An 18436-nucleotide genomic window follows, 5' to 3' on the forward strand; every position below is an offset into this window, starting at 1 on the left:
GAATGGAGGTTCCGTCCGGGTGTTTGTGACCACTGGGAGGAATACCAATGAAGAAAATGCTTCTGCTGGGCGCCGCGTTTGCTACGCTCGCCCTGAGCGCACCGGCGCAAGCCGAACTGAAGTTCAAGCCGGGTGAGGACCCCCGCTTCAACTGGGCGAATTTCGAAGAGCTCAAGAAAGTCGACCTCAAGGGCGAGACGCTGACGATCTTCGGACCGTGGCGCGGCGAGGACGAGGGCCTCATCCGCACCGTTCTCGACTATTTCTCGGAAGCCACCGGCGCCGAGATCAAGTACTCCTCGTCGGAGAACTACGAACAGCAGATCGTCATCGACACGCAGGCCGGGAGCCCGCCCAACATCGCCGTGCTGCCGCAGCCGGGCCTGATCCAGGATCTGGCATCGAAGGGCCTGTTGACGCCGCTCGGCGACGACACCGCCAAATGGGTCAAGGACAATTACGGCGCCGGCCAATCGTGGGTCGACCTCGGCACTTTCAAGGACAAGGACGGCAAGCCCGGTTTCTTTGCCTTTCCCTACAAGGCCGACGTGAAATCGCTGGTCTGGTACTCGCCGGACAATTTTGAGGAAGCCGGCTACAAGGTTCCGAAGACGCAGGAAGAACTCGCCGATCTTGAAAAGAAGATCATCGCCGACGGCGGCACGCCATGGTGCATAGGGCTCGGTTCGGGCGGCGCTACCGGCTGGCCGGCGACCGACTGGGTCGAAGACATCATGCTGCGCACGCAGACACCCGACGTCTATGACAAGTGGGTGAAGAACGAAATTCCGTTCAACGATCCGGCCGTGGTCAACGCCATCGACATTTTCGGCAAGATCGCCACCGACGACAAGATGGTCGATGGTGGCGCCAAGGCGGTTGCCGCGACCGATTTCCGCGACAGCCCGAAGGGTCTCTTCTCGGTGCCGCCGAAATGCTACCTGCATCACCAGGCGTCGTTCATCCCGACCTTCTTCCCGGAAGGCACGAAAGTTGGTCAGGACGCGGACTTCTTCTACTTCCCGCCCTACGCCTCCAAGCCTGACCTCGGCACGCCTGTGCTTGGCGCCGGGACGCTGGCCATGATCACGAAAGATAGCAAGAGTGCCCGCGCGTTCATCGAATTCCTGAAGATGCCGCTCGCCCATGAGATCTGGATGGCCCAGGGCGGTTTCGTGACGCCGTTCAAGTCGGTCAACAAGGATGCCTATGCCAGCGACGCGCTGAGGAAGCAGGGCGAAATCCTCGCCAATGCCTCGACCTTCCGCTTCGACGGCTCGGACCTGATGCCGGGCAAGATCGGTGCCGGCGCGTTCTGGACCGGCATGATCGACCTGGTCGGTGGCAAGTCCGCCCAGGATGTCGCCACGGACATCCAGAAGAGCTGGGACGCGATCAAGTAAGCAGCCGACTATCCGGCTGGACATTCGTTTCGACTACCCGATCCGGGCCATCGAGGCCCGGATCCGACCGGCGGCCCGTGCCGCGGCGATTGTCATGAGCACATAGATTTTCCGGCATGAAGCGCGATCGGCAAAGGGGGGACCCGCTCTGCCTGCCGATTGCGCTCTGAACAACTGAATCGGCGCATCTCATCGCTTGGGTCGTTCGACTTTGGCCGATGCTGCGCAGGGGAGGAACCCATGGCGGCTCAGATTTTCTCGGCCATATTCGTCATCATCGTCGGCGTCGGCGGCTGCGTCGCCTATTTCTGGGGCGCCAACAAGCTGGTGGACATCATATTCCCGTCACGCGGCGTTGCCGGTGCGGCGGCCATCGACAATCTGCGCCGGCAAGGACTGGTCCGGCCATGGCTGTTTGTCGGCCCAGCCATGATCATCCTGACCATCTATCTGATCTACCCGGTGGTCGAGACGCTGCGATTGTCGTTCCTCGATCGCGGCGGCATTCATTTCGTCGGCCTGGCCAATTATCAATGGGCGTTCGGCGACCGCGAGTTCCGCAACTCGATCCTCAACAACATCATCTGGCTGGCGGTCGTGCCCGCCGCCTGCACCTTCCTCGGGCTGATCATCGCCGTGCTCACCGACAAGATCTGGTGGGGCACGATCGCCAAGAGCCTGATCTTCCTGCCGCTGGCCATCTCCTTCGTCGGCGCCAGCGTCATCTGGAAATTCATCTACGAATATCGCGGCGACGGCCAGACACAGATCGGCCTGCTCAACGCCATCATCCAGTATTTCGGCGGCCAGCCGCAGGTGTGGATATCGCTGCCCTTCTGGAACAATTTCTTCCTGATGATCATCCTGATCTGGATCCAGACCGGCTTTGCCATGGTCATCCTGTCGTCGGCCTTGCGCGGCATCCCGGAAGAGACGCTGGAGGCTGCGGTCATCGATGGCGCCAACCCGTTCCAGATCTTCTGGAAGATCATGGTGCCGCAGATCTGGGGCACCATCGCCGTGGTCTGGACCACCATCACCATCCTGGTGCTGAAGGTCTTCGACATCGTGCTGACCATGACCAACGGTCAATGGAACAGCCAGGTTCTGGCCAATCTGATGTTCGACTGGATGTTCCGCGGCGGCGGCGATTTCGGCCGCGGCGCCACCATCGCCATCATCATCATGATCGCGGTCATCCCGATCATGGTCTGGAACATCCGCCAGGCGAACAAAGAGACGGGAGGGCATTGAAATGGCCGTCGCAACCGGAAAATCCTTTGCCAGCCGCTTCGGCGTCCACATCGCGGTTCTGATCTTCGTCGCGATCTGGACCGTGCCGACGCTCGGCATCCTGGTCTCCTCGCTGCGCGACAAGGACCAGATCATCGCCTCGGGCTGGTGGAATTCGTTCTCCAGTTCCTCCCAGACGGAAGCCGGCCGGCTGCCAGCCGCCTCGACGCAGGTCGAGAAGGACGGCAAGTTCGTCCTCCAGGGCAATATCTTCGGCGAAGGTGCCGCCCGCAACATCAGCGCCTTCGGCGTCAAGTCGGCCGCACCGACGCAATATCCGGCCGGCACGACAGCCGATCTCGGCGACGGCGTGACCTTGCTGCTCAACGCCGACGGCACTTTCGTTATGTCCTCGCCGAAAGCTTTTGAGGGCGACCGCGGCCAGCGCGTCTATTACGCCTCGTCGGCGCCGCCAAAATTCACCACCGACAACTACAAGACCGTGCTGTTTTCGGAAGGCATCGGCCGCTCGTTCATGAACTCGCTGACGGTGACCATTCCGGCCACCGTCATCCCGATCCTGATTGCGGCATTCGCTGCCTATGCGCTGGCCTGGATGCGCTTTCCCGGCCGGGCCCTGCTGATTGCGGTGATCATCGGCCTGCTGGTCGTGCCGCTGCAGATGTCGCTGATCCCGCTGTTGAAGCTCTACAACGGCGTCGGCTCTTTCTTCGGCATGCCGTCAAAGACCTATCTAGGCATCTGGCTGGCGCACACTGGCTTCGGCCTACCCTTCGCCATCTACCTGCTCAGAAGCTACATTGCCGGCCTGCCGCGCGAAATCATGGAATCGGCGCGCATCGACGGCGCCAGCGATTTCGAGATCTTCGTCAAGATCGTCTTGCCGCTGTCGTTCCCGGTGCTGGCCTCCTTCGCCATCTTCCAGTTCCTCTGGGTATGGAACGATCTGTTGGTCGCGATGGTTTTCCTGGGTACCGAGGCGGACCAGATCGTGCTGACCGCCAAGCTCAATGCGTTGCTCGGCTCACGCGGTGGTGATTGGGAAATCCTGACGACATCGGCTTTCGTGACCATCATCGTGCCGCTGATCGTGTTCTTCTCGCTGCAGCGCTATTTCGTCCGCGGTCTGCTTGCAGGCTCGGTGAAAGGAGGCTGAGACCATGCAATCCGCTTTGAAGGCGACCTCGAAGCCCGATCTCGCCGTCGATCGCGACTGGTGGCGTGGCGCGGTGATCTACCAGATCTATCCGCGCAGCTATCAGGACTCGAACGGCGACGGCATCGGCGACCTCAAGGGCATTATAGGCAGGCTGCCCTACATTGCCTCGCTGGGCGTCGATGCCATCTGGATCTCGCCCTTCTTCAAGTCGCCGATGAAGGATTTCGGCTACGACGTGTCAGACTATTGCGACGTCGATCCGATGTTCGGCACGCTGGCCGACTTCGATGCCCTGACCGCCGAGGCGCACAGGCTCGGCCTCAAGGTGATGATCGACGAGGTGCTGTCGCATACCGCCGACAATCATCCGTGGTTCAAGGAAAGCCGCTCAAGCCGGACCAATGCGAAGGCCGACTGGTATGTCTGGGCCGACGCCAGGCCCGACGGCACACCGCCCAACAACTGGCTGTCGATCTTCGGCGGCTCGGCCTGGCAGTGGGACACCAGCCGCCAGCAATATTATCTGCACAATTTCCTGGCTGAGCAGCCCGATCTCAACTTCCACAGCCGTGCCGTCCAGGACGCGCTGCTCGAGGTCACCCGCTTCTGGCTGGAGCGCGGCGTCGACGGCTTCCGCCTCGACACCATCAACTTCTACTTCCACAGCCAGGGGCTGGAAAACAATCCGCCGCTGCCGCCGGAAGAGCGCAACGACCAGACCGCTCCTGCGGTCAACCCCTACAACTACCAGGACCATCTCTACGACAAGAGCCGGCCGGAAAATCTCGCGTTCCTCGAACGCTTCCGCGCGCTTCTCGACGAATATCCGGCAACCGCCGCGGTCGGCGAGGTCGGCGATTCGCAGCGCGGCCTGGAAGTTGTGGCGGCCTACACCGCGGGCGGGAAGCGCGTGCACATGTGCTATTCGTTCGATTTCCTGGCGCCCGAAAAGATCAGCGCGGCTAAGGTGCGCTCGGTGCTGGAATCCTTCGGCAAGGTCGCCAGTGATGGCTGGTCGTGCTGGGCTTTCTCCAATCATGACGTGATGCGCCCGGCGTCGCGCTGGGCCGCCGGCGAGGCCGACGAGACCGCCTATCTCAAGGTCATCTCGGCGCTGCTGATGTCGCTGCGCGGCTCGGTCTGCCTCTATCAGGGCGAAGAGCTCGGGCTCGGCGAAGCCGAGCTGCAATTCGAGGATCTGCAGGACCCTTACGGCATCCGCTTCTGGCCGGAGTTCAAGGGCCGCGATGGCTGCCGCACACCGATGGTGTGGGATGCCACGGCCAAGAATGCCGGCTTCTCCTCGGCAAAGCCCTGGTTGCCGGTGCCGGGAAAACACCTTTCGCAAGCGGTCAACGTGCAGCAGGGCGACGACAGCTCGCTTCTCGAGCACTACCGGCGCTTTCTGGCCTTCCGCCGTCTGCATCCGGCGCTGGCCAAGGGCGATATCGAGTTCATCGAAAGCGAGGGCGACACGGTTGCCTTCACGCGGCGCGAAGGCAACGAGCAGATCGTCTGCGTCTTCAATCTCGGCGCCGGGCTGGCCAACATCGATCTCGGCGGCCGCGCGCTGCAGCCATTACCGGGGCACGGGTTTTCAGGACAGACTGGCGCCGGCTCTATCCGTCTTGGCGGCTACGGCGCCTGGTTCGGGCGTATCGACTGAATTTGCTAGAAGAATTCACTGGGAGGAAATCATGGCCGATGTCACGCTAAGACAAGTGAAAAAATCATATGGCAATCTGCACATTCTGCACGGCATCGATCTCGACATAAAGTCGGGCGAGTTCATCGTCTTCGTCGGCCCTTCGGGTTGCGGCAAGTCGACCTTGCTGCGGTCCATCGCCGGATTGGAGGAGATCACCTCCGGCGAGCTCAAGATCGCCGGCGAGGTGGTCAACGACGTGCCGCCGTCGAAGCGGGGCATCGCCATGGTGTTCCAGTCCTACGCGCTCTACCCGCATATGACCGTCTACGACAACATGGCGTTCTCGATGAAGATCGGCAAAGAGAACAAGGCCGAGATCGACCGGCGCGTGCGCCAGGCGGCGGAAATCCTGCAGCTGACCAAATATCTCGACCGCTTGCCCAAGGCGATGTCGGGCGGCCAGCGCCAGCGCGTCGCCATCGGCCGCGCCATCGTGCGCAATCCAAAAGTGTTCCTGTTCGACGAGCCGCTGTCCAACCTTGATGCGGCACTGCGCGTCGCCACCCGCATCGAGATCGCCAAGCTCAAGGAATCGATGCCCAACACGACGATGATCTACGTCACCCACGACCAGGTCGAGGCGATGACGCTGGCCGACCGCATCGTGGTGCTCAAGGAAGGTCATATCGAGCAGGTCGGCACGCCAATGGACCTCTACAAGAAACCGGGCAATCTGTTCGTTGCCCAGTTCATCGGCTCGCCGGCCATGAACATCTTGCCGGCGACGATCGAAACAACCGGCAATTCGACTGTCGTCAGCCATGTCGGCGGCCGCAAGGCGACGGTGCCAATCACCACGCCGGCTTCAGCGAAAGGCACCGCGGTAAGCTTCGGCGTGCGACCGGAGGATCTGGTGGTCTCCACCGGCGCCGATTATCTTTTCGAGGGCAAGGTGGACTATGTCGAACAACTCGGCGAGGTTCAGCTCATCTATGTCGACATCGGCCGCGCCGACCTGCCGCTGGTGACCAAGCTGCCCGGCAATGTCGAGGTCAAGCGCGGGGCGACGCTGCGGCTGAGCGCGGATGGCGGTGACCTGCATATCTTCGACGCCGACGGACATTCCTTCGCTCTCCATAAGGCGGAAGCCAAGGCAGCCTGAGGCCGGCACATCGGATCGGATCGACACAAAAAAGAGCGGCGGGCCAGGCCCGCCGCTCTTTTTTGGACATCGACTTCGGCTTTTAGCGGCCGAAGAGGTTCCGGTCGCTGCCCTGAGGGGCCGACTTCTGGACGTCACCCGACGAGTTCAGCAGCTTGTAGACCGGCGAGCCGGTGTTGCGGACCGAAGACGTCTTTGTGTTGTCGACGTTGACGGTCGCTAGCTTGTTGATGTCAGTACCACCAACGTTGTCATTGGCGGCGTAAGCGGTGCCCGCGGCAATCAAAAGAGCGGCGGTAGCGAGAACAAACTTTTTCATTTCTAGTACTCCTGAATTTTTCATGTTGCGGCGAACGGCGGACTATCCCGCCGCTCTGCTGGGATGAGCTTAACGGTTGCCGAAGAGGTCGCCGCCGCTGCTCTGGGAAGCAGACTTCTGGACGTCTTCCGACGAGTTGAGCAGCTTGTAGACCGGCGAGCTGGCGTTGTGCACGGACGAGGTGTGCGTGCTGTCGACGTTGGCCGTCGCCTGCTTGTTGATGTCGTAGCCGCCGACGTTGTCGTTGCCGGCGTAGGCGGTGCCGGCTGCAATCAAAAGAGCGGCGGCAGTGAGAACAATCTTTTTCATTTCTGGTACTCCTGAATTTCCGGCCGAGCGGCGGACAAATCCCGCCGCTCGGCTGGGGGTGAGCTTAGCGGTTGCCGAAGTGGCCACGGTCGCTACCTTGAGCGACAGGCTTCTGAGCAGCCGGCTCCGACTTCACGATGGAAGCCGTGTGCGTGCTGTCGACGGCAATAGCTGCCTGATTGGCACCGTCAGAACCAAAGTGGTCGCTACCATTGGCGAAGGCGCTGCCGGTGATGGCCAGAACGGCGACGGCAGTGAGAACAATCTTTTTCATTTTTAGTACTCCAGTATCTTAGTTCATCAGTCCGTCTAGCGGCGTGTCTTGGAAGGAAATTCGCGTCGTTCGGACAGCCCCGATGTGGGTGAGGCCAGCACCTGTTTCCAATCACGAAGTTGTTCCGCGTGGACCATGGCTCTGCACCTTGAAATTGTACCAGAGCCTCCTACACTTTCTATTTTAGTGAATAGTTTCAATTCGTTATGCTGTGCCACCCGTGAGCCAGCTGACGAATTGGCAAACCAGCGTTCACACCGTCCTGCACGCTCTGTCAACAGAAACGAACCGTTCGGTTCGATTTTAGAAACTGCTAATAGTCACTTTTCGAAACTGTTAACTGTTCTTAGCCCCGCCGCAGGTCGAATCCGACGCACGAAGCGGGCGGGTCGCGGCCGGTGAAAAGGCTGGGTTCGCGTCACAAATCCTGGCCGGTGCATTTCGCCTATGGTGTCGCGCCGCATGGATGCGATGTCGCTTTCATGCCGATGGCGCGGCCGTTGTCGTGATTAGATGATGGCATCTCAGGTGCCGCTTCGTGACGATGAAGCGGAGAATTGGGAAGCCGGTCAAAACCCGGCGCTGCCCCCGCAACGGTGGTGGAGTTCAAGTCGCAACGGGAGACCACTGGGCCACAAGCCTGGGAAGGTGTCGCGACCGTCCGCAAGGACACTCCAGAGCCCGGAAACCAGCCCGAGATATCTAGACTCGACTGATCGCGGTGGGCGGTCAAGAGGTGGATGGTGCATGCCGGCCCTGTCGCCGGATTGCGACCGGTCTTTCCTCCATCACCACCAAGTTCAGTCCTTGAAGATGAGGACAGGACATGGATGCGCGCAACGACATGCTGAGGCTCTTGCACAGCCGCAGGGACGGCTACTCGCTCGAGCAGCCCTTCTACACCGATCCCGACTATTTCAAGCTCGACATGGAGCTGATCTGGTACCGCGACTGGCTGTTCATCGGTCATGATTGCGAATTGCCGAAGCCGGGCAGCTACATCACCGCCCAGGTCGGCGACTATCCGGTGGTGCTGGTCCGCGACCAGCAAGGCAAGATCAACGCGTTTCACAACTCCTGCCGCCATCGCGGCAGCCGCGTCTGCAACGCAGAGAAAGGCACGGCGGCCAAGCTCGTCTGCCCCTATCACCAGTGGACCTACGAACTGGACGGCAGGCTGCTGTTCGCACGGCAGATGGCCGATGGTTTCGACAAGAGCCAGTTCAGCCTGAAGCCGGTGGCGTGCGAAAGTGTCGGCGGCTACATCTTCATCTGCCTGGCCAGGGAGCCGGCGGACTTCGCGCCTATGCGCGCCATGGTCGAGCCCTATCTGTTGCCGCACCGTCTGCGCGAGGCAAAGGTCGCCTTCGAATCGACCATCGTCGAGAAGGGCAACTGGAAGCTGGTCTGGGAGAACAACCGCGAGTGCTATCACTGCGCCGGCAACCATCCGGAACTGTGCAAGACTTTCCCGGAAGCGCCGACCGTGACCGGTGTGCAGGGTGCCGACAGCGACCCGGAAATGCTGGCGCACTGGGCGAAATGCGAGGCGGCGGGCCTGCCGAGCAAGTTCCGCATCGATACCGCCGGACAGTTTCGCGCCACCCGCGCGCCGCTGCTGCGCGATGCCGTCAGCTATACGATGAACGGCAAGCGCGCGGTGAAGAAGAACCTTTCCGACAGCGTTTCGGCCGACCGCATCGGCACCTTGATGCACTACCACTACCCGACGACCTGGAACCACATCCTCATCGACCACGCCGTTACCTTCCGCGTGCTGCCGATCAGCGCCACGGAGACGGCGGTGACGACGAAATGGCTGGTCCACAAGGATGCGGTCGAAGGCGTCGACTATGACCTTGCCGAACTCACCCATGTCTGGACCGAGACCAACGATCAGGACCGGCGCATCGTCGAGGAGAACGCCTTCGGCATCCTGTCGCCGGCCTATGAGCCCGGCCCCTATTCGGAGTTGCATGAAGGCGGCGTGATCCAGTTCGTCGACTGGTATGCCCGCTTCATCGAGCCGCGCCTTGCCGAGGGCGGCCGGCCCGCGCTGCGCAGCGTCGCCTAGCACATGGCGCCCAAAAGTGTTGAGCGGTTTTGGAGTAACGCCATGTGCAGCATGAAAAGGTCGGAAGGATGAATGCGATGACGGACCTTGGCCTCTACCGCCATCTCGACGAGATGGCGCCCTGGAACGACAGGCTGCAGGTGTTGGAAGTGATCGGCGTCAGCGACGAGGCGCCGGAGGTGAAGACCTTCACCTTCCGCTCCGACAATCAGACCTGGTTTCGCTATAAGCCGGGGCAATTCGTGACGCTGGAACTGCCGACCACTGAGGGCCCGCTGATGCGGACCTACACGCTGTCGTCCTCACCGTCGCGGCCGTTCTCGATTGCGGTGACGGTGAAAGCCCAGGCCGGCAGCGTCGGCACGCGCTGGATGTTCGACAATTTGAAGCCCGGCGTTCACGTGAAGGCCTATGGACCGGCAGGCGACTTTTCGCTGCACAGCCACCCCGCGGCCAAATATCTGTTCATTTCGGCCGGCTCCGGTGTGACGCCGATGATGTCGATGCTGCGCTGGCTGAACGACTGCGCGCCGTGGACCGATGTCGGCTTCGTCAACTGCGCGCGGCGCCCGGAAGAGATCATCTTCCGCAAGGAACTCGAACTGCTGGGAAGCCGCATGCCGGGCCTGTCGCTCGGCTTCATGATCGAGGAGCGGTCGAGCCGCGAAGGCTGGTTCGGGCATATGGGGCGGATCGACGCGATCCGGCTGCCGCTGCTGGCGCCGGACTTCCGCGAGCGCGAAATCTTCTGCTGCGGCCCGGACCCGTTCATGCGCGCGGTGCGGCAGATGCTGGAGGCCTCCGGCTTCGACATGGCCTATTACCACCAGGAGAGTTTTGCGGCTCCCGCTGTGGAAGAAGTCCCGGCTCCGTTCACATCGCCGGCTGGGATCGAAGTGCCTGCCGACACTGTTACGCCGGTTCGCTTCTCGCTTTCGGATGTCGACGCCGAATGCGTTGCCGGCCAGACCGTGCTGCAGACGGCGCGCGCTTCGGGTGTGAGAATCCCTGCAGCGTGCGAGTTCGGCCTGTGCGGAACCTGCAAGGTGAAGAAGGTTTCAGGCGAGGTCGAGATGAGCCACAATGGCGGCATTCTCGATCACGAGATCGATGACGGCTTTATCCTTGCCTGTTGCTCGCGGCCGCTGTCGGCGCTCGAGATCGAGGCCTGACAGGACCGCGGATTGGCCGCTTGCCTTTGCGTATCAGCCTGGCCCTGGCCGGCGCTCTGTCTTGCCAAAGAACGGCCAAGTGGCTAGACGCTTTTCCAGGGCAAGGCGAACCGCAGCGACCGGTGATCGCTTTCGGGGGCAGCCTGGTGTGGGGACGTTTTGATGGAGCAATTGGTCTACGCGGTCGCGAGCAAGGACATCGTTTTCGAGTCCTTTGACGGCGAAGCCGTAGTCCTCGATCTTTCGAACGGGAAATATTTCGGCTTCTCCGATTCAGGCAGCGGGGTCTGGCAGGCGCTGTCGTCCGGTGTTGGCGCCCACGCACTGGTCGGACAAGCGGCTGGCGGGGCCACAATAAAGTCAGCCGAGCTCGACCGCTTCATTTCCCAACTGCTCGAATTCGGCTTGCTCGTGCGTGCGGCCGATGCAGCCGCGCAACCCATCTCTGGCGCCCTGCTGGCCCAACTCGCCGGCAGCAGCGAGCCGCTCAAGGTCGACATCCATGACGACCTTGCCGATCTCATTCTTGTCGACCCGATCCACGAGGTCGAGGAACCTCTCGGTTGGCCGGCGGTCAAGCCGGCGCCCTGAAACCACCCAAGTGGCCCGGTCGGGCAACGCTGGAACAGTCAGCCATGCCAGGCGTCACCCTTCAAACCCTGACCGACTATGCCCGTCACGTGCTGGCGGCGGCGGAAAGCGCGGCTGAGCGCTATCCGGTCACCACCACGGTCCGCTTGCCGCGGCTGGATCTGACGGCGCATCTCAGCCCCGGCGCCTTGGCCGAAGCTGTCGGCCATGGCCTCGTCCCTGCTCCCGACGACCAGCCGAGCGTGGGCGACTGCCGCATTTTCGTCGCCGATCCTGATGTTGAGGGCATCCCCGCCCCGGCGACATGGGGCCAAGCCGACTACACGCATCACGCCTTCGCCACACAGCTGGCCGAAGCCGGATTGCGCGGCAGCTATTTCCATGACCTGGATTTCTGGCAGTTCTACGATCCCGAACGTCGCGTCGGTGCACAGCTGATGAGGTCCGCCGACGCGTTTCCGCCCTGGGAGCAAGGGGCGCCGCTGCGCGCCTTCCTGCATTGGGAGTATGCCGCGCGCGGCATGCGGCTTACCCATGCTGGTACGCTGGGCATTGGCGGCAAGGGCATGCTGCTCGCCGGCGCGGGTGGGGCGGGAAAATCGGGAACGGTTGTCGCCGGACTGCTCAACGGGCTCGACAGCGTCGGCGACGACTATGTGCTGATCGAAACCGACAATGGGGTGACTGCCCACCCCTTGTTTGCCACGCTCAAGCAGGACCCGGAAGGTTTCCGGCGGCTGCAGCTCGAACGAAGGTTGAAGTCGCACGGTCCGCTGAACTGGCAAGGCAAGTATCCGTTTCACATCGATGACATCGCGGTCCGGCCAGTACCTGCAAGTCTGGACATCGTCGCGCTGGTGGTGCCACATATCAGCGGTGGTGAGACAAGCTTGATCATGCCGGTGTCGCGCAAGGACGCCATGATTGCGCTGGCGCCATCCGGAATCGCACAGATGCCGGGCGAACGGGAAAGCGGCTTTCGCTTTTTTGGCGAACTGACACGCCAGCTGCCGTGCTATCGCCTGTCGCTGGGGACACGGCCCGAGGAAATCGCCGGCACGATTTCGACGTTTCTCGCACGAGGCATTTTATGAAACTCAGCGTAATCGTGCCTGCCTACAACCGCGAGCGCTACGTCGTTTCGGCATTGCGGTCGCTGCTCAGGCAACGCGACGCCGCCGACCTCGATATTATCGTCATCGATGACGGCTCAACCGATGGCACGGCCGAGGCGGTGCGCGCCATGATGGGTGAGACTTCGTGCATCCGCCTTTTCCAGCAAGCCAATGGTGGTGTCACCAAAGCACGCAATGCCGGCCTCAGGCAGCTTCTGCCGGAAACAGAGCTTGTGTCATTTCTCGATTCGGACGACATCTCGCCCGCCGGGCGTTTCAGGGCCGACCTTGCCTGCTTCGAAACCGATCCAGGTCTCGAACTGAGCTATTCGCGCATGACACTGGTTGATCTCATAGACGACGAGACACTGGAACCGGCAACCGAAAGCCACTGCGTGACCGTTCGCGGGATTCATCTGTCGGCGGGGATTTTTTCTCGCCAGTTTGTGGAACGCATCGGCAGTTTCGACGAGGACTTCAACCAGGCTGAAGACACCGACTACCTGCTGCGTGCCTTTGAAAGCAGTCCGAGATACACTATGCCCGATACCGTGGCTCTCTATTACAGGCGTCATCCCGGCAATATGACAAGGGAGGCCGATGTCCCCCTTCGCGAGTTCATGCGCGCCATCCTCAAATCGATGAAGCGTCGCAAGGCCGATCCCTCCTTGCGTCCGATCGAAGGGATTTTCGATTTCAAAGAGCTCGCGCAGTGGCGCTTCATGTGATGAGCGGTTATGGCGTCGTCATCCCGGCCTTCAACGCGGCAGCCACCATTGCCGAGACGCTGAGATCGATCACGGCCCAGACAGTGCAGGCCGAAACCATCGTCGTTGTCGACGACGGCTCCACCGACGACACCGTGGCGGTGATCGAGGCGCTGAAGCTGCCGGTGCGGCTTTTGCGCCAGGAAAACGCCGGCCCCGGCAGCGCCACGACAAGAGGCATCGCAGCGCTGTCGACCCCCTTCGTGGCGACGCTTGATGCGGATGATCTGTGGTTGCCGACCAAGATTGAAAGACAGCTTGCGCATCTGAACCGGCTCCCAGGGACATCGGGCGTTTTCACGCACTGGCGTACCTTTCGTGACGATAGGCCCGAAGTGCCGGAAGTCCCCTCTGTGGCGGGCTGGTCGCGGACCACAATGTTGATCCGCCGGGAGGTCGCCGATGCCGTCGGGCCGATTGTCGACCCGCAAGGGGGGCGTGGCGAGATGATCGATTGGATCGCTCGGGCGCGCGAGGCAGGTTTCGTTCTCGACATGCTGGATGAGGTGCTGGCGCTCAGGCGTATCCGACCAGGCAGCCTGTCTTATGGCCGCGATTCCACTCGCGACCGCGGCTATCTCGAAGTCGCGCGGCTCGCCATGCAGCGCCGGGCGCGTAACAAGGCGGTTCCCGATTGATGGCCAGGTCAGTCCGCCATATCGGCCGCCGGTTTCCGGACTATGGCTGGTCCTGGCCGACCGGCAAGCTCGACCAGTTGCTCAAGGCAGCCCTGCTTCCCGACGAGGAAGCGGCCTGCCAGCACGCGGCGCGCTGGCTCGACGAGAACGATATCGATCTGGTCTCCTTTCGCGAGCACCGGCTGCTGGCAGCGATTTCCGACAGGTTCGGCCGAAAACTCGCCGCCCATCCCGCCTATCCACGCCTTGTCGGCCTGCAAAAGATGCTGTGGACCAAATCGCGTATGGCAATGCGCGAGGCCGAACCGGCGCTGCAGGCAATGGTGGAGGCCGGCTGTGCCGTCATGCTGATCAAGGGCGCCAGCCGCATCGCCGTCAACGCCTCGGCGCAGCGCGGCCGGGTGGCGCATGACATCGACATATTGGTGCGCCTACAGGACATGACCGCTGCTTTCGACGTTCTGCGCGAGCGTGACTGGCAGATCGCCACCGGCGTCAGCCCGCACTATCTCAGGACCCGGCTGGCGTCCGTGCGCTCGATGAACTTCTTCAAGGGCAGTTTCGGCGACATCGACCTACACCAGCTCGCTTATGACGGGTCGCAGCAAAGCGCGGAAGACGATCTGGCGATCTGGCAGCGGGCGGTCGCGGCCGAATTCAGCGGCGTCAGCGTCTTTGTTCCGTCGCCGGCCGATCGTATGGCGCTGGCCATCGGTCATGGCGGCCTCGATGCCCACACCCACAGCGACTGGCTGGTTGACTGCGCCGTGGCCATCCATGGTGGCGCGGTCGACTGGGGGGTGTTTAACGACATCCTTGCCAAGCGTGGTCTTGGCGTTGCCGCGGCGGTGGCACTCTCCTATCTGGCGCTCGAGATCGGCATTACGGTGCCTGAGACAGTTCTTGCAGGAACAGTTGATATGGCCGATCGCGCCGGCCTGTCGCGATGGTCCTCGGTGCTGCAAGCCAAACCGCGCACGGATTTCGGCGGCCTCGTCTGGCTGTCGCGCGGGTTCGCCAAGCAGTTGCGACTGAAACGCAAGCAAGGCCGGCTGCAGCAATCGGCGCCGGACGTCGTCTGGCGCGGCAAGACGGCCAAGCGCAAGGTCGAGCCGACGCCGACCCCCTTCGTGCTGTCGCAGACCATCCCTTGTCCTGTTGCAACCGGAGAGATGGTCCTGGATGTGACCGTCAGGATCGCCGTTCCCCCGGTGCGGCGGCGCATCGAAATGGAAATCAATGCCGCCGGCCGGCATGTCGCGCGCTTGCGCTCGATGGTCATCAGCCGCGCTGGCGGACAAAGAGTGCTGCACTTTCGCGGCAAGGTGACACTGGACGAGACGCGGCAGGCGCTGGTGCTCGAGGCACGACCGTCCCGCCAGTTCCGCACATGGGACGATCAAGCTGCCGTCGCCAGCTATGGCGCACTGCCCTTCCAGTTGCTCTCGGCAAAGTTCTCACCACTCGGCTGAAACCATCCCGCGAGCGCCCTCAGACCCCGTAGCGTTCGGTGCGAATGAGCCCTGCCGGAACACCGGCGTCGATCAACGCCTGGGCAGCGGCGGAGACGAAGGCATTCGAGCCGCAGACGAAAGCGAGCTTTGGCGGCTCGGGCAGCCGTACTATCGATTGCATCATCATGGCGGCATCGACACGCCGCGAATAATCCGCCGGCCTGCGGGCGGCCTCGCGCGTCAGCGTCAGCACCAGGTCGAACCCATCGCGCCGATCATCTAGGCCGATCAGCTCGTCGCGAAAAATCACCTCGTCCCAGACCCGCACCGAAAACACCAGCGCGACCGGCGCCGCCGACTTCAACGCACCGCGATGGCGCACCATTGCCATCAGCGGCACCACGCCCGAACCGCCGCCGACCAGCAGGATGGGGCCGCCCTCGCTGTCGGACCAGACGAAGTGACCGCCGAGCGGTCCGCGCAACTCGATCTCGTCGCCGACCGCCGCCACCTCGTGAAAGAACGGCGAGACCTCGCCGTCGTCGAGCTTTTCGATCGCCAGCTCGATTGTCGCGCCGGCTTCCGGTGCGGAGGCGATGGAGTAGGAGCGGCGCGCCTGATAGCCGTCGGGCGCCGTCAGCCTGACATCGACATGCTGCCCGGCCCGATAGGCGAAGGGCCGAGACAATAGGAAGAAGAAACTGGTGACGCGCGGCGTGCGCTTTTCGATGCGGGTGATTTTCGCCGTCTGCCAGGGCGATTGCACCGCCGATGCGTCGCTCATGGATCGTTCGTGTAGCGCTGCTCGCGCCACGGGTCACCATAGATGTGGTAGCCGCGCAATTCCCAGAAGCCCGGCTCGTCACGCTCGGTGAACTGCAGCCCGTTCAGCCATTTGGCCGATTTCCAGAAATAGAGATGCGGCACCAGCAGCCGCGCCGGGCCGCCATGGTCGGCGGTGATCGGCTTGCCTTCATAGAGCAGGGCCACCATCGCCTTGCCGACCGTGAGATCGGCAGTCGGCACATTGGTGGTGTAGCCGTCGAAGCCATGCGCCAGCGTGAAGCCGGTCGGCGGCTCGATGCCGGCGTCGGCAAGAATGTCGTCGACCAGCACGCCTTGCCACGGCGTGTCGAACTTGGTCCATGCGGTCACGCAATGGATGTCGCGCGTCATCTTGGTCAAAGGCAGCGTGTTGAACTCGGCCCAGTTCCATTTCTTGATCGGGCGCGGCCCATGCTTCAGCGTGAACGACCAGTCCTCGGTGCGCACGCGTGGCGTCGGCCCGGCCGACAGGACCGGAAAGCCTTGTTCGAGATACTGGCCCGGCGGAATGCGCGCGTCCGCATCCGTCGGGGGCTTTCGCCCGGAAGAGAAGCCGCGAGTGACCATCGGGACAATCCGTTTGCGCTACGGCCGAAATCGACCGCAGCCAGTCTTCTCGAAGATTTCCCGGCGGGCAACAGGAATCTTGGGCTATCCGACAGGCTCGCCGCCGATGCGGCAAGCCTGTCGGACTTCATGCCTCAGCCGGCAGCGAAGGGCACGGCCACGAATATCTGTGCGTCGCCGCGATCGACGAGCAGCAGCACGGATTTCCTCCCCGACTTGCCGGCCTGCGCGATCGCCTGATTTGCCTGTCTCGCGTTCTTAACCGGGGTCTGGTCGACGCCGACAATGACGTCCCCTGGCTGGAGGCCGGCAGCAGAGGCCGCCTTGTCCGGGTTGACGCGCTCGACCAGAGCGCCGCGCTGGTTGTCCTGCAGGTTCAGTTGCTCGCGAACATCCGGCGTGAGGTCGGTGAGGCCAAGGCCGAGTGACGGCACGCGCAAAGCCTGTTCAGAGGACTTGCCGCCATTGCCTTCGGCCGAGGCGGTCTTCACATCATCGCCATTGCGCCCGACATCGGCGGAAATCTGCATGGCCTTGCCGTTGCGCCAGACATCGAGCGTTTCCCTCGCGCCTGGCGCTACGTCGGCGACGGCACGCGACAGGTCTTTCGGTTCCTTTATCTCCTGACCGGCAAAGCCGGTGATGACGTCGCCGGTCTGGATGCCAGCCTTGGCCGCCGGCGATCCGTCAGTGACCTCGGAAACCAGCGCCCCGGCGGGATGGTCGAGGCCGATAGCACTGGCGACGTCCGGCGTCACCTCCTGGATTTGCACCCCGAGATAGCCGTATTCGATATTGCCGCCCTTCATCAGCTTGGCGACCACTTTTTGCGCCTGGTCGGACGGGATGGCGAAGCCGACCCCAACGCTACCGCCATTGGGCGAATAGATCGCCGTGTTGATGCCGACGACATTACCGCTGACATCCACCAACGGACCGCCGGAATTGCCGTGATTTATCGGCGCGTCGATCTGGATGAAATCGTCGAATGGGCCGCTGTGCAGGTCGCGGCCGCGCGCCGAGACGATACCTGATGTGACCGTGGTGCCGATGCCGAACGGATTACCGAAAGCCAGCACCTGGTCGCCCGGCATGAGCTTGTCGGAATCGCCCCATTTGACGGTCGGCAAGGCCTTGTCGGATTTCACCTTGAGCACGGCGAGATCGTTCTTGGTGTCGCGACCGACCAGCTTGGCGGGAAGTTCGGTGCCGTCGTCGAGCGTCACCTTGATCGAGGTGGCGCCATCGATGACGTGGTTGTTGGTAACGATGGTGCCGTCGGCGCCAACAATGAAACCGGAACCCAGCGCCTCGGCGCGCTGCGACTGTTGCTGCGGCGGGGCCTTGGGCCCGGGGATGCCCTGATCGCCGAAGAACTGGCGGAAATAGTCGTCGAAGGGCGAGCCGCCGTCGAAAGGATAGTCCTCGCTCATGCCCTGCGGCTGCGCCTTCACGACGGTGGTGACGGTGACTACCGCCGGCTTGTCGGTGGCCACGATCGGGGCGAAGGAGCCGTTCGGAGCCGCTATGCCGGCGACAGGCGTCTGGGTTGTCGGAACGGCATTGCTCGCGCCCATGTTGTTCGCACTCTGAGCGAAAGACACGACAAAGGGGGATATGATCAGCGCAGCGCCCAGCAAGGCCGCGACGCGATGTCTGCTAAGGATATCTGACATGGTCGTTTGTCCGGGCGAGAGTTGATCCG

Annotated in this window: 18 protein-coding genes and 1 riboswitch; of the genes, 12 read left to right on the top strand and 6 right to left on the bottom strand. The window is 62.5% G+C overall.

Going from position 1 to position 18436, the window contains the following annotated elements; all coding sequences use genetic code 11:
- Nucleotides 1-47: 47 nt before the first annotated feature.
- The 5 genes from AC1DXN_RS10145 to AC1DXN_RS10165 all read left to right on the top strand — a co-directional run bounded on the left by AC1DXN_RS10145 (nt 48) and on the right by AC1DXN_RS10165 (nt 6626).
- On the top strand, nt 48-1403 hold the full coding sequence (locus AC1DXN_RS10145; RefSeq protein ID WP_477275892.1) for an ABC transporter substrate-binding protein: 1356 nt from the start codon (nt 48-50) through the stop codon (nt 1401-1403).
- A 240-nt stretch (nt 1404-1643) separates the two neighbouring features.
- The gene (locus AC1DXN_RS10150) at nt 1644-2657 is read left to right on the top strand and encodes a carbohydrate ABC transporter permease (RefSeq protein ID WP_477240948.1); all 1014 of its coding nucleotides are present in this window, start codon (nt 1644-1646) and stop codon (nt 2655-2657) included.
- 1 nt (nt 2658) lies between these two features.
- Complete coding sequence (locus AC1DXN_RS10155; protein WP_477240945.1) at nt 2659-3813, top strand: carbohydrate ABC transporter permease; 1155 nt, start codon at nt 2659-2661, stop codon at nt 3811-3813.
- A gap of 4 nt (nt 3814-3817) precedes the next feature.
- Complete coding sequence (gene bglA, locus AC1DXN_RS10160; protein WP_477275894.1) at nt 3818-5482, top strand: beta-galactosidase BglA; 1665 nt, start codon at nt 3818-3820, stop codon at nt 5480-5482.
- Nucleotides 5483-5513: 31 nt separating this feature from the next.
- On the top strand, nt 5514-6626 hold the full coding sequence (locus tag AC1DXN_RS10165) for an ABC transporter ATP-binding protein (protein ID WP_477275896.1): 1113 nt from the start codon (nt 5514-5516) through the stop codon (nt 6624-6626).
- Nucleotides 6627-6708: 82 nt separating this feature from the next.
- Here the strand turns inward: AC1DXN_RS10165 and AC1DXN_RS10170 are convergent, their stop codons facing one another.
- From AC1DXN_RS10170 to AC1DXN_RS10180, 3 genes are all read right to left on the bottom strand, one after another.
- Nucleotides 6709-6945, bottom strand: coding sequence for a DUF680 domain-containing protein (locus AC1DXN_RS10170; RefSeq protein WP_477275898.1), 237 nt, complete (start codon nt 6943-6945; stop codon nt 6709-6711).
- A 69-nt stretch (nt 6946-7014) separates the two neighbouring features.
- A complete protein-coding gene (locus AC1DXN_RS10175; protein ID WP_477275900.1) occupies nt 7015-7254 on the bottom strand; it encodes a DUF680 domain-containing protein in 240 nt (79 codons plus the stop codon).
- Between the two features lie 64 nt (nt 7255-7318).
- Entirely contained in the window at nt 7319-7528 is a 210-nt protein-coding gene (locus AC1DXN_RS10180; protein ID WP_477421532.1) for a DUF680 domain-containing protein, read from the bottom strand.
- Between the two features lie 509 nt (nt 7529-8037).
- Nucleotides 8038-8239: riboswitch (cobalamin riboswitch) on the top strand.
- Between the two features lie 115 nt (nt 8240-8354).
- On the opposite strand from AC1DXN_RS10180, the gene AC1DXN_RS10185 reads away from it, so the two are divergent.
- From AC1DXN_RS10185 to AC1DXN_RS10215, 7 genes are all read left to right on the top strand, one after another.
- A complete protein-coding gene (locus AC1DXN_RS10185) occupies nt 8355-9602 on the top strand; it encodes an aromatic ring-hydroxylating oxygenase subunit alpha (RefSeq protein WP_477275904.1) in 1248 nt (415 codons plus the stop codon).
- A 77-nt stretch (nt 9603-9679) separates the two neighbouring features.
- Nucleotides 9680-10774, top strand: a complete 1095-nt coding sequence (locus tag AC1DXN_RS10190; RefSeq protein ID WP_477240932.1) for an FAD-binding oxidoreductase — start codon at nt 9680-9682, stop codon at nt 10772-10774.
- A 162-nt stretch (nt 10775-10936) separates the two neighbouring features.
- The gene (locus AC1DXN_RS10195) at nt 10937-11365 is read left to right on the top strand and encodes a PqqD family protein (protein WP_477275906.1); all 429 of its coding nucleotides are present in this window, start codon (nt 10937-10939) and stop codon (nt 11363-11365) included.
- A 44-nt stretch (nt 11366-11409) separates the two neighbouring features.
- Nucleotides 11410-12459: a serine kinase gene (locus AC1DXN_RS10200; protein ID WP_477275908.1), complete on the top strand. Its 1050-nt coding sequence runs from the start codon at nt 11410-11412 to the stop codon at nt 12457-12459.
- Nucleotides 12456-13208 (top strand): glycosyltransferase family 2 protein, encoded by a 753-nt coding sequence (locus tag AC1DXN_RS10205; RefSeq protein ID WP_477275963.1) that lies wholly within the window; start codon nt 12456-12458, stop codon nt 13206-13208. The genes AC1DXN_RS10200 and AC1DXN_RS10205 overlap by 4 nt, the downstream gene beginning before the upstream one ends.
- The gene (locus AC1DXN_RS10210) at nt 13208-13885 is read left to right on the top strand and encodes a glycosyltransferase family 2 protein (protein ID WP_477275910.1); all 678 of its coding nucleotides are present in this window, start codon (nt 13208-13210) and stop codon (nt 13883-13885) included. Before AC1DXN_RS10205 ends, AC1DXN_RS10210 begins: the two co-directional genes overlap by 1 nt.
- On the top strand, nt 13885-15357 hold the full coding sequence (locus AC1DXN_RS10215; protein ID WP_477275912.1) for a nucleotidyltransferase family protein: 1473 nt from the start codon (nt 13885-13887) through the stop codon (nt 15355-15357). Before AC1DXN_RS10210 ends, AC1DXN_RS10215 begins: the two co-directional genes overlap by 1 nt.
- A 19-nt stretch (nt 15358-15376) precedes the next feature.
- Here the strand turns inward: AC1DXN_RS10215 and AC1DXN_RS10220 are convergent, their stop codons facing one another.
- From AC1DXN_RS10220 to AC1DXN_RS10230, 3 genes are all read right to left on the bottom strand, one after another.
- Complete coding sequence (locus tag AC1DXN_RS10220) at nt 15377-16123, bottom strand: ferredoxin reductase (RefSeq protein ID WP_477275914.1); 747 nt, start codon at nt 16121-16123, stop codon at nt 15377-15379.
- On the bottom strand, nt 16120-16731 hold the full coding sequence (locus AC1DXN_RS10225) for a molybdopterin-dependent oxidoreductase (protein ID WP_477421535.1): 612 nt from the start codon (nt 16729-16731) through the stop codon (nt 16120-16122). Before AC1DXN_RS10225 ends, AC1DXN_RS10220 begins: the two co-directional genes overlap by 4 nt.
- Nucleotides 16732-16865: 134 nt before the next feature.
- The gene (locus AC1DXN_RS10230) at nt 16866-18407 is read right to left on the bottom strand and encodes a DegQ family serine endoprotease (protein ID WP_477275917.1); all 1542 of its coding nucleotides are present in this window, start codon (nt 18405-18407) and stop codon (nt 16866-16868) included.
- Nucleotides 18408-18436: the final 29 nt, after the last annotated feature.

This window comes from Mesorhizobium sp. P2_H9, from assembly GCF_056403215.1.

Excerpts from the sequence above, each read along its gene's own strand:
- AC1DXN_RS10155 (WP_477240945.1), top strand. The coding sequence starts at position 2,659 with ATGGCCGTCGCAACCGGAAAATCCTTTGCCAGCCGCTTCGGCGTCCAC.
- AC1DXN_RS10230 (WP_477275917.1), bottom strand. The coding sequence starts at position 18,407 with ATGTCAGATATCCTTAGCAGACATCGCGTCGCGGCCTTGCTGGGCGCT.
- AC1DXN_RS10180 (WP_477421532.1), bottom strand. The coding sequence starts at position 7,528 with ATGAAAAAGATTGTTCTCACTGCCGTCGCCGTTCTGGCCATCACCGGC.
- AC1DXN_RS10165 (WP_477275896.1), top strand. The coding sequence starts at position 5,514 with ATGGCCGATGTCACGCTAAGACAAGTGAAAAAATCATATGGCAATCTG.
- AC1DXN_RS10195 (WP_477275906.1), top strand. The coding sequence starts at position 10,937 with ATGGAGCAATTGGTCTACGCGGTCGCGAGCAAGGACATCGTTTTCGAG.
- AC1DXN_RS10200 (WP_477275908.1), top strand. The coding sequence starts at position 11,410 with ATGCCAGGCGTCACCCTTCAAACCCTGACCGACTATGCCCGTCACGTG.
- AC1DXN_RS10185 (WP_477275904.1), top strand. The coding sequence starts at position 8,355 with ATGGATGCGCGCAACGACATGCTGAGGCTCTTGCACAGCCGCAGGGAC.
- AC1DXN_RS10220 (WP_477275914.1), bottom strand. The coding sequence starts at position 16,123 with ATGAGCGACGCATCGGCGGTGCAATCGCCCTGGCAGACGGCGAAAATC.
- AC1DXN_RS10205 (WP_477275963.1), top strand. The coding sequence starts at position 12,456 with ATGAAACTCAGCGTAATCGTGCCTGCCTACAACCGCGAGCGCTACGTC.
- bglA (WP_477275894.1), top strand. The coding sequence starts at position 3,818 with ATGCAATCCGCTTTGAAGGCGACCTCGAAGCCCGATCTCGCCGTCGAT.
- AC1DXN_RS10145 (WP_477275892.1), top strand. The coding sequence starts at position 48 with ATGAAGAAAATGCTTCTGCTGGGCGCCGCGTTTGCTACGCTCGCCCTG.
- AC1DXN_RS10210 (WP_477275910.1), top strand. The coding sequence starts at position 13,208 with ATGAGCGGTTATGGCGTCGTCATCCCGGCCTTCAACGCGGCAGCCACC.
- AC1DXN_RS10170 (WP_477275898.1), bottom strand. The coding sequence starts at position 6,945 with ATGAAAAAGTTTGTTCTCGCTACCGCCGCTCTTTTGATTGCCGCGGGC.
- AC1DXN_RS10175 (WP_477275900.1), bottom strand. The coding sequence starts at position 7,254 with ATGAAAAAGATTGTTCTCACTGCCGCCGCTCTTTTGATTGCAGCCGGC.
- AC1DXN_RS10190 (WP_477240932.1), top strand. The coding sequence starts at position 9,680 with ATGACGGACCTTGGCCTCTACCGCCATCTCGACGAGATGGCGCCCTGG.
- AC1DXN_RS10215 (WP_477275912.1), top strand. The coding sequence starts at position 13,885 with ATGGCCAGGTCAGTCCGCCATATCGGCCGCCGGTTTCCGGACTATGGC.
- AC1DXN_RS10150 (WP_477240948.1), top strand. The coding sequence starts at position 1,644 with ATGGCGGCTCAGATTTTCTCGGCCATATTCGTCATCATCGTCGGCGTC.
- AC1DXN_RS10225 (WP_477421535.1), bottom strand. The coding sequence starts at position 16,731 with ATGGTCACTCGCGGCTTCTCTTCCGGGCGAAAGCCCCCGACGGATGCG.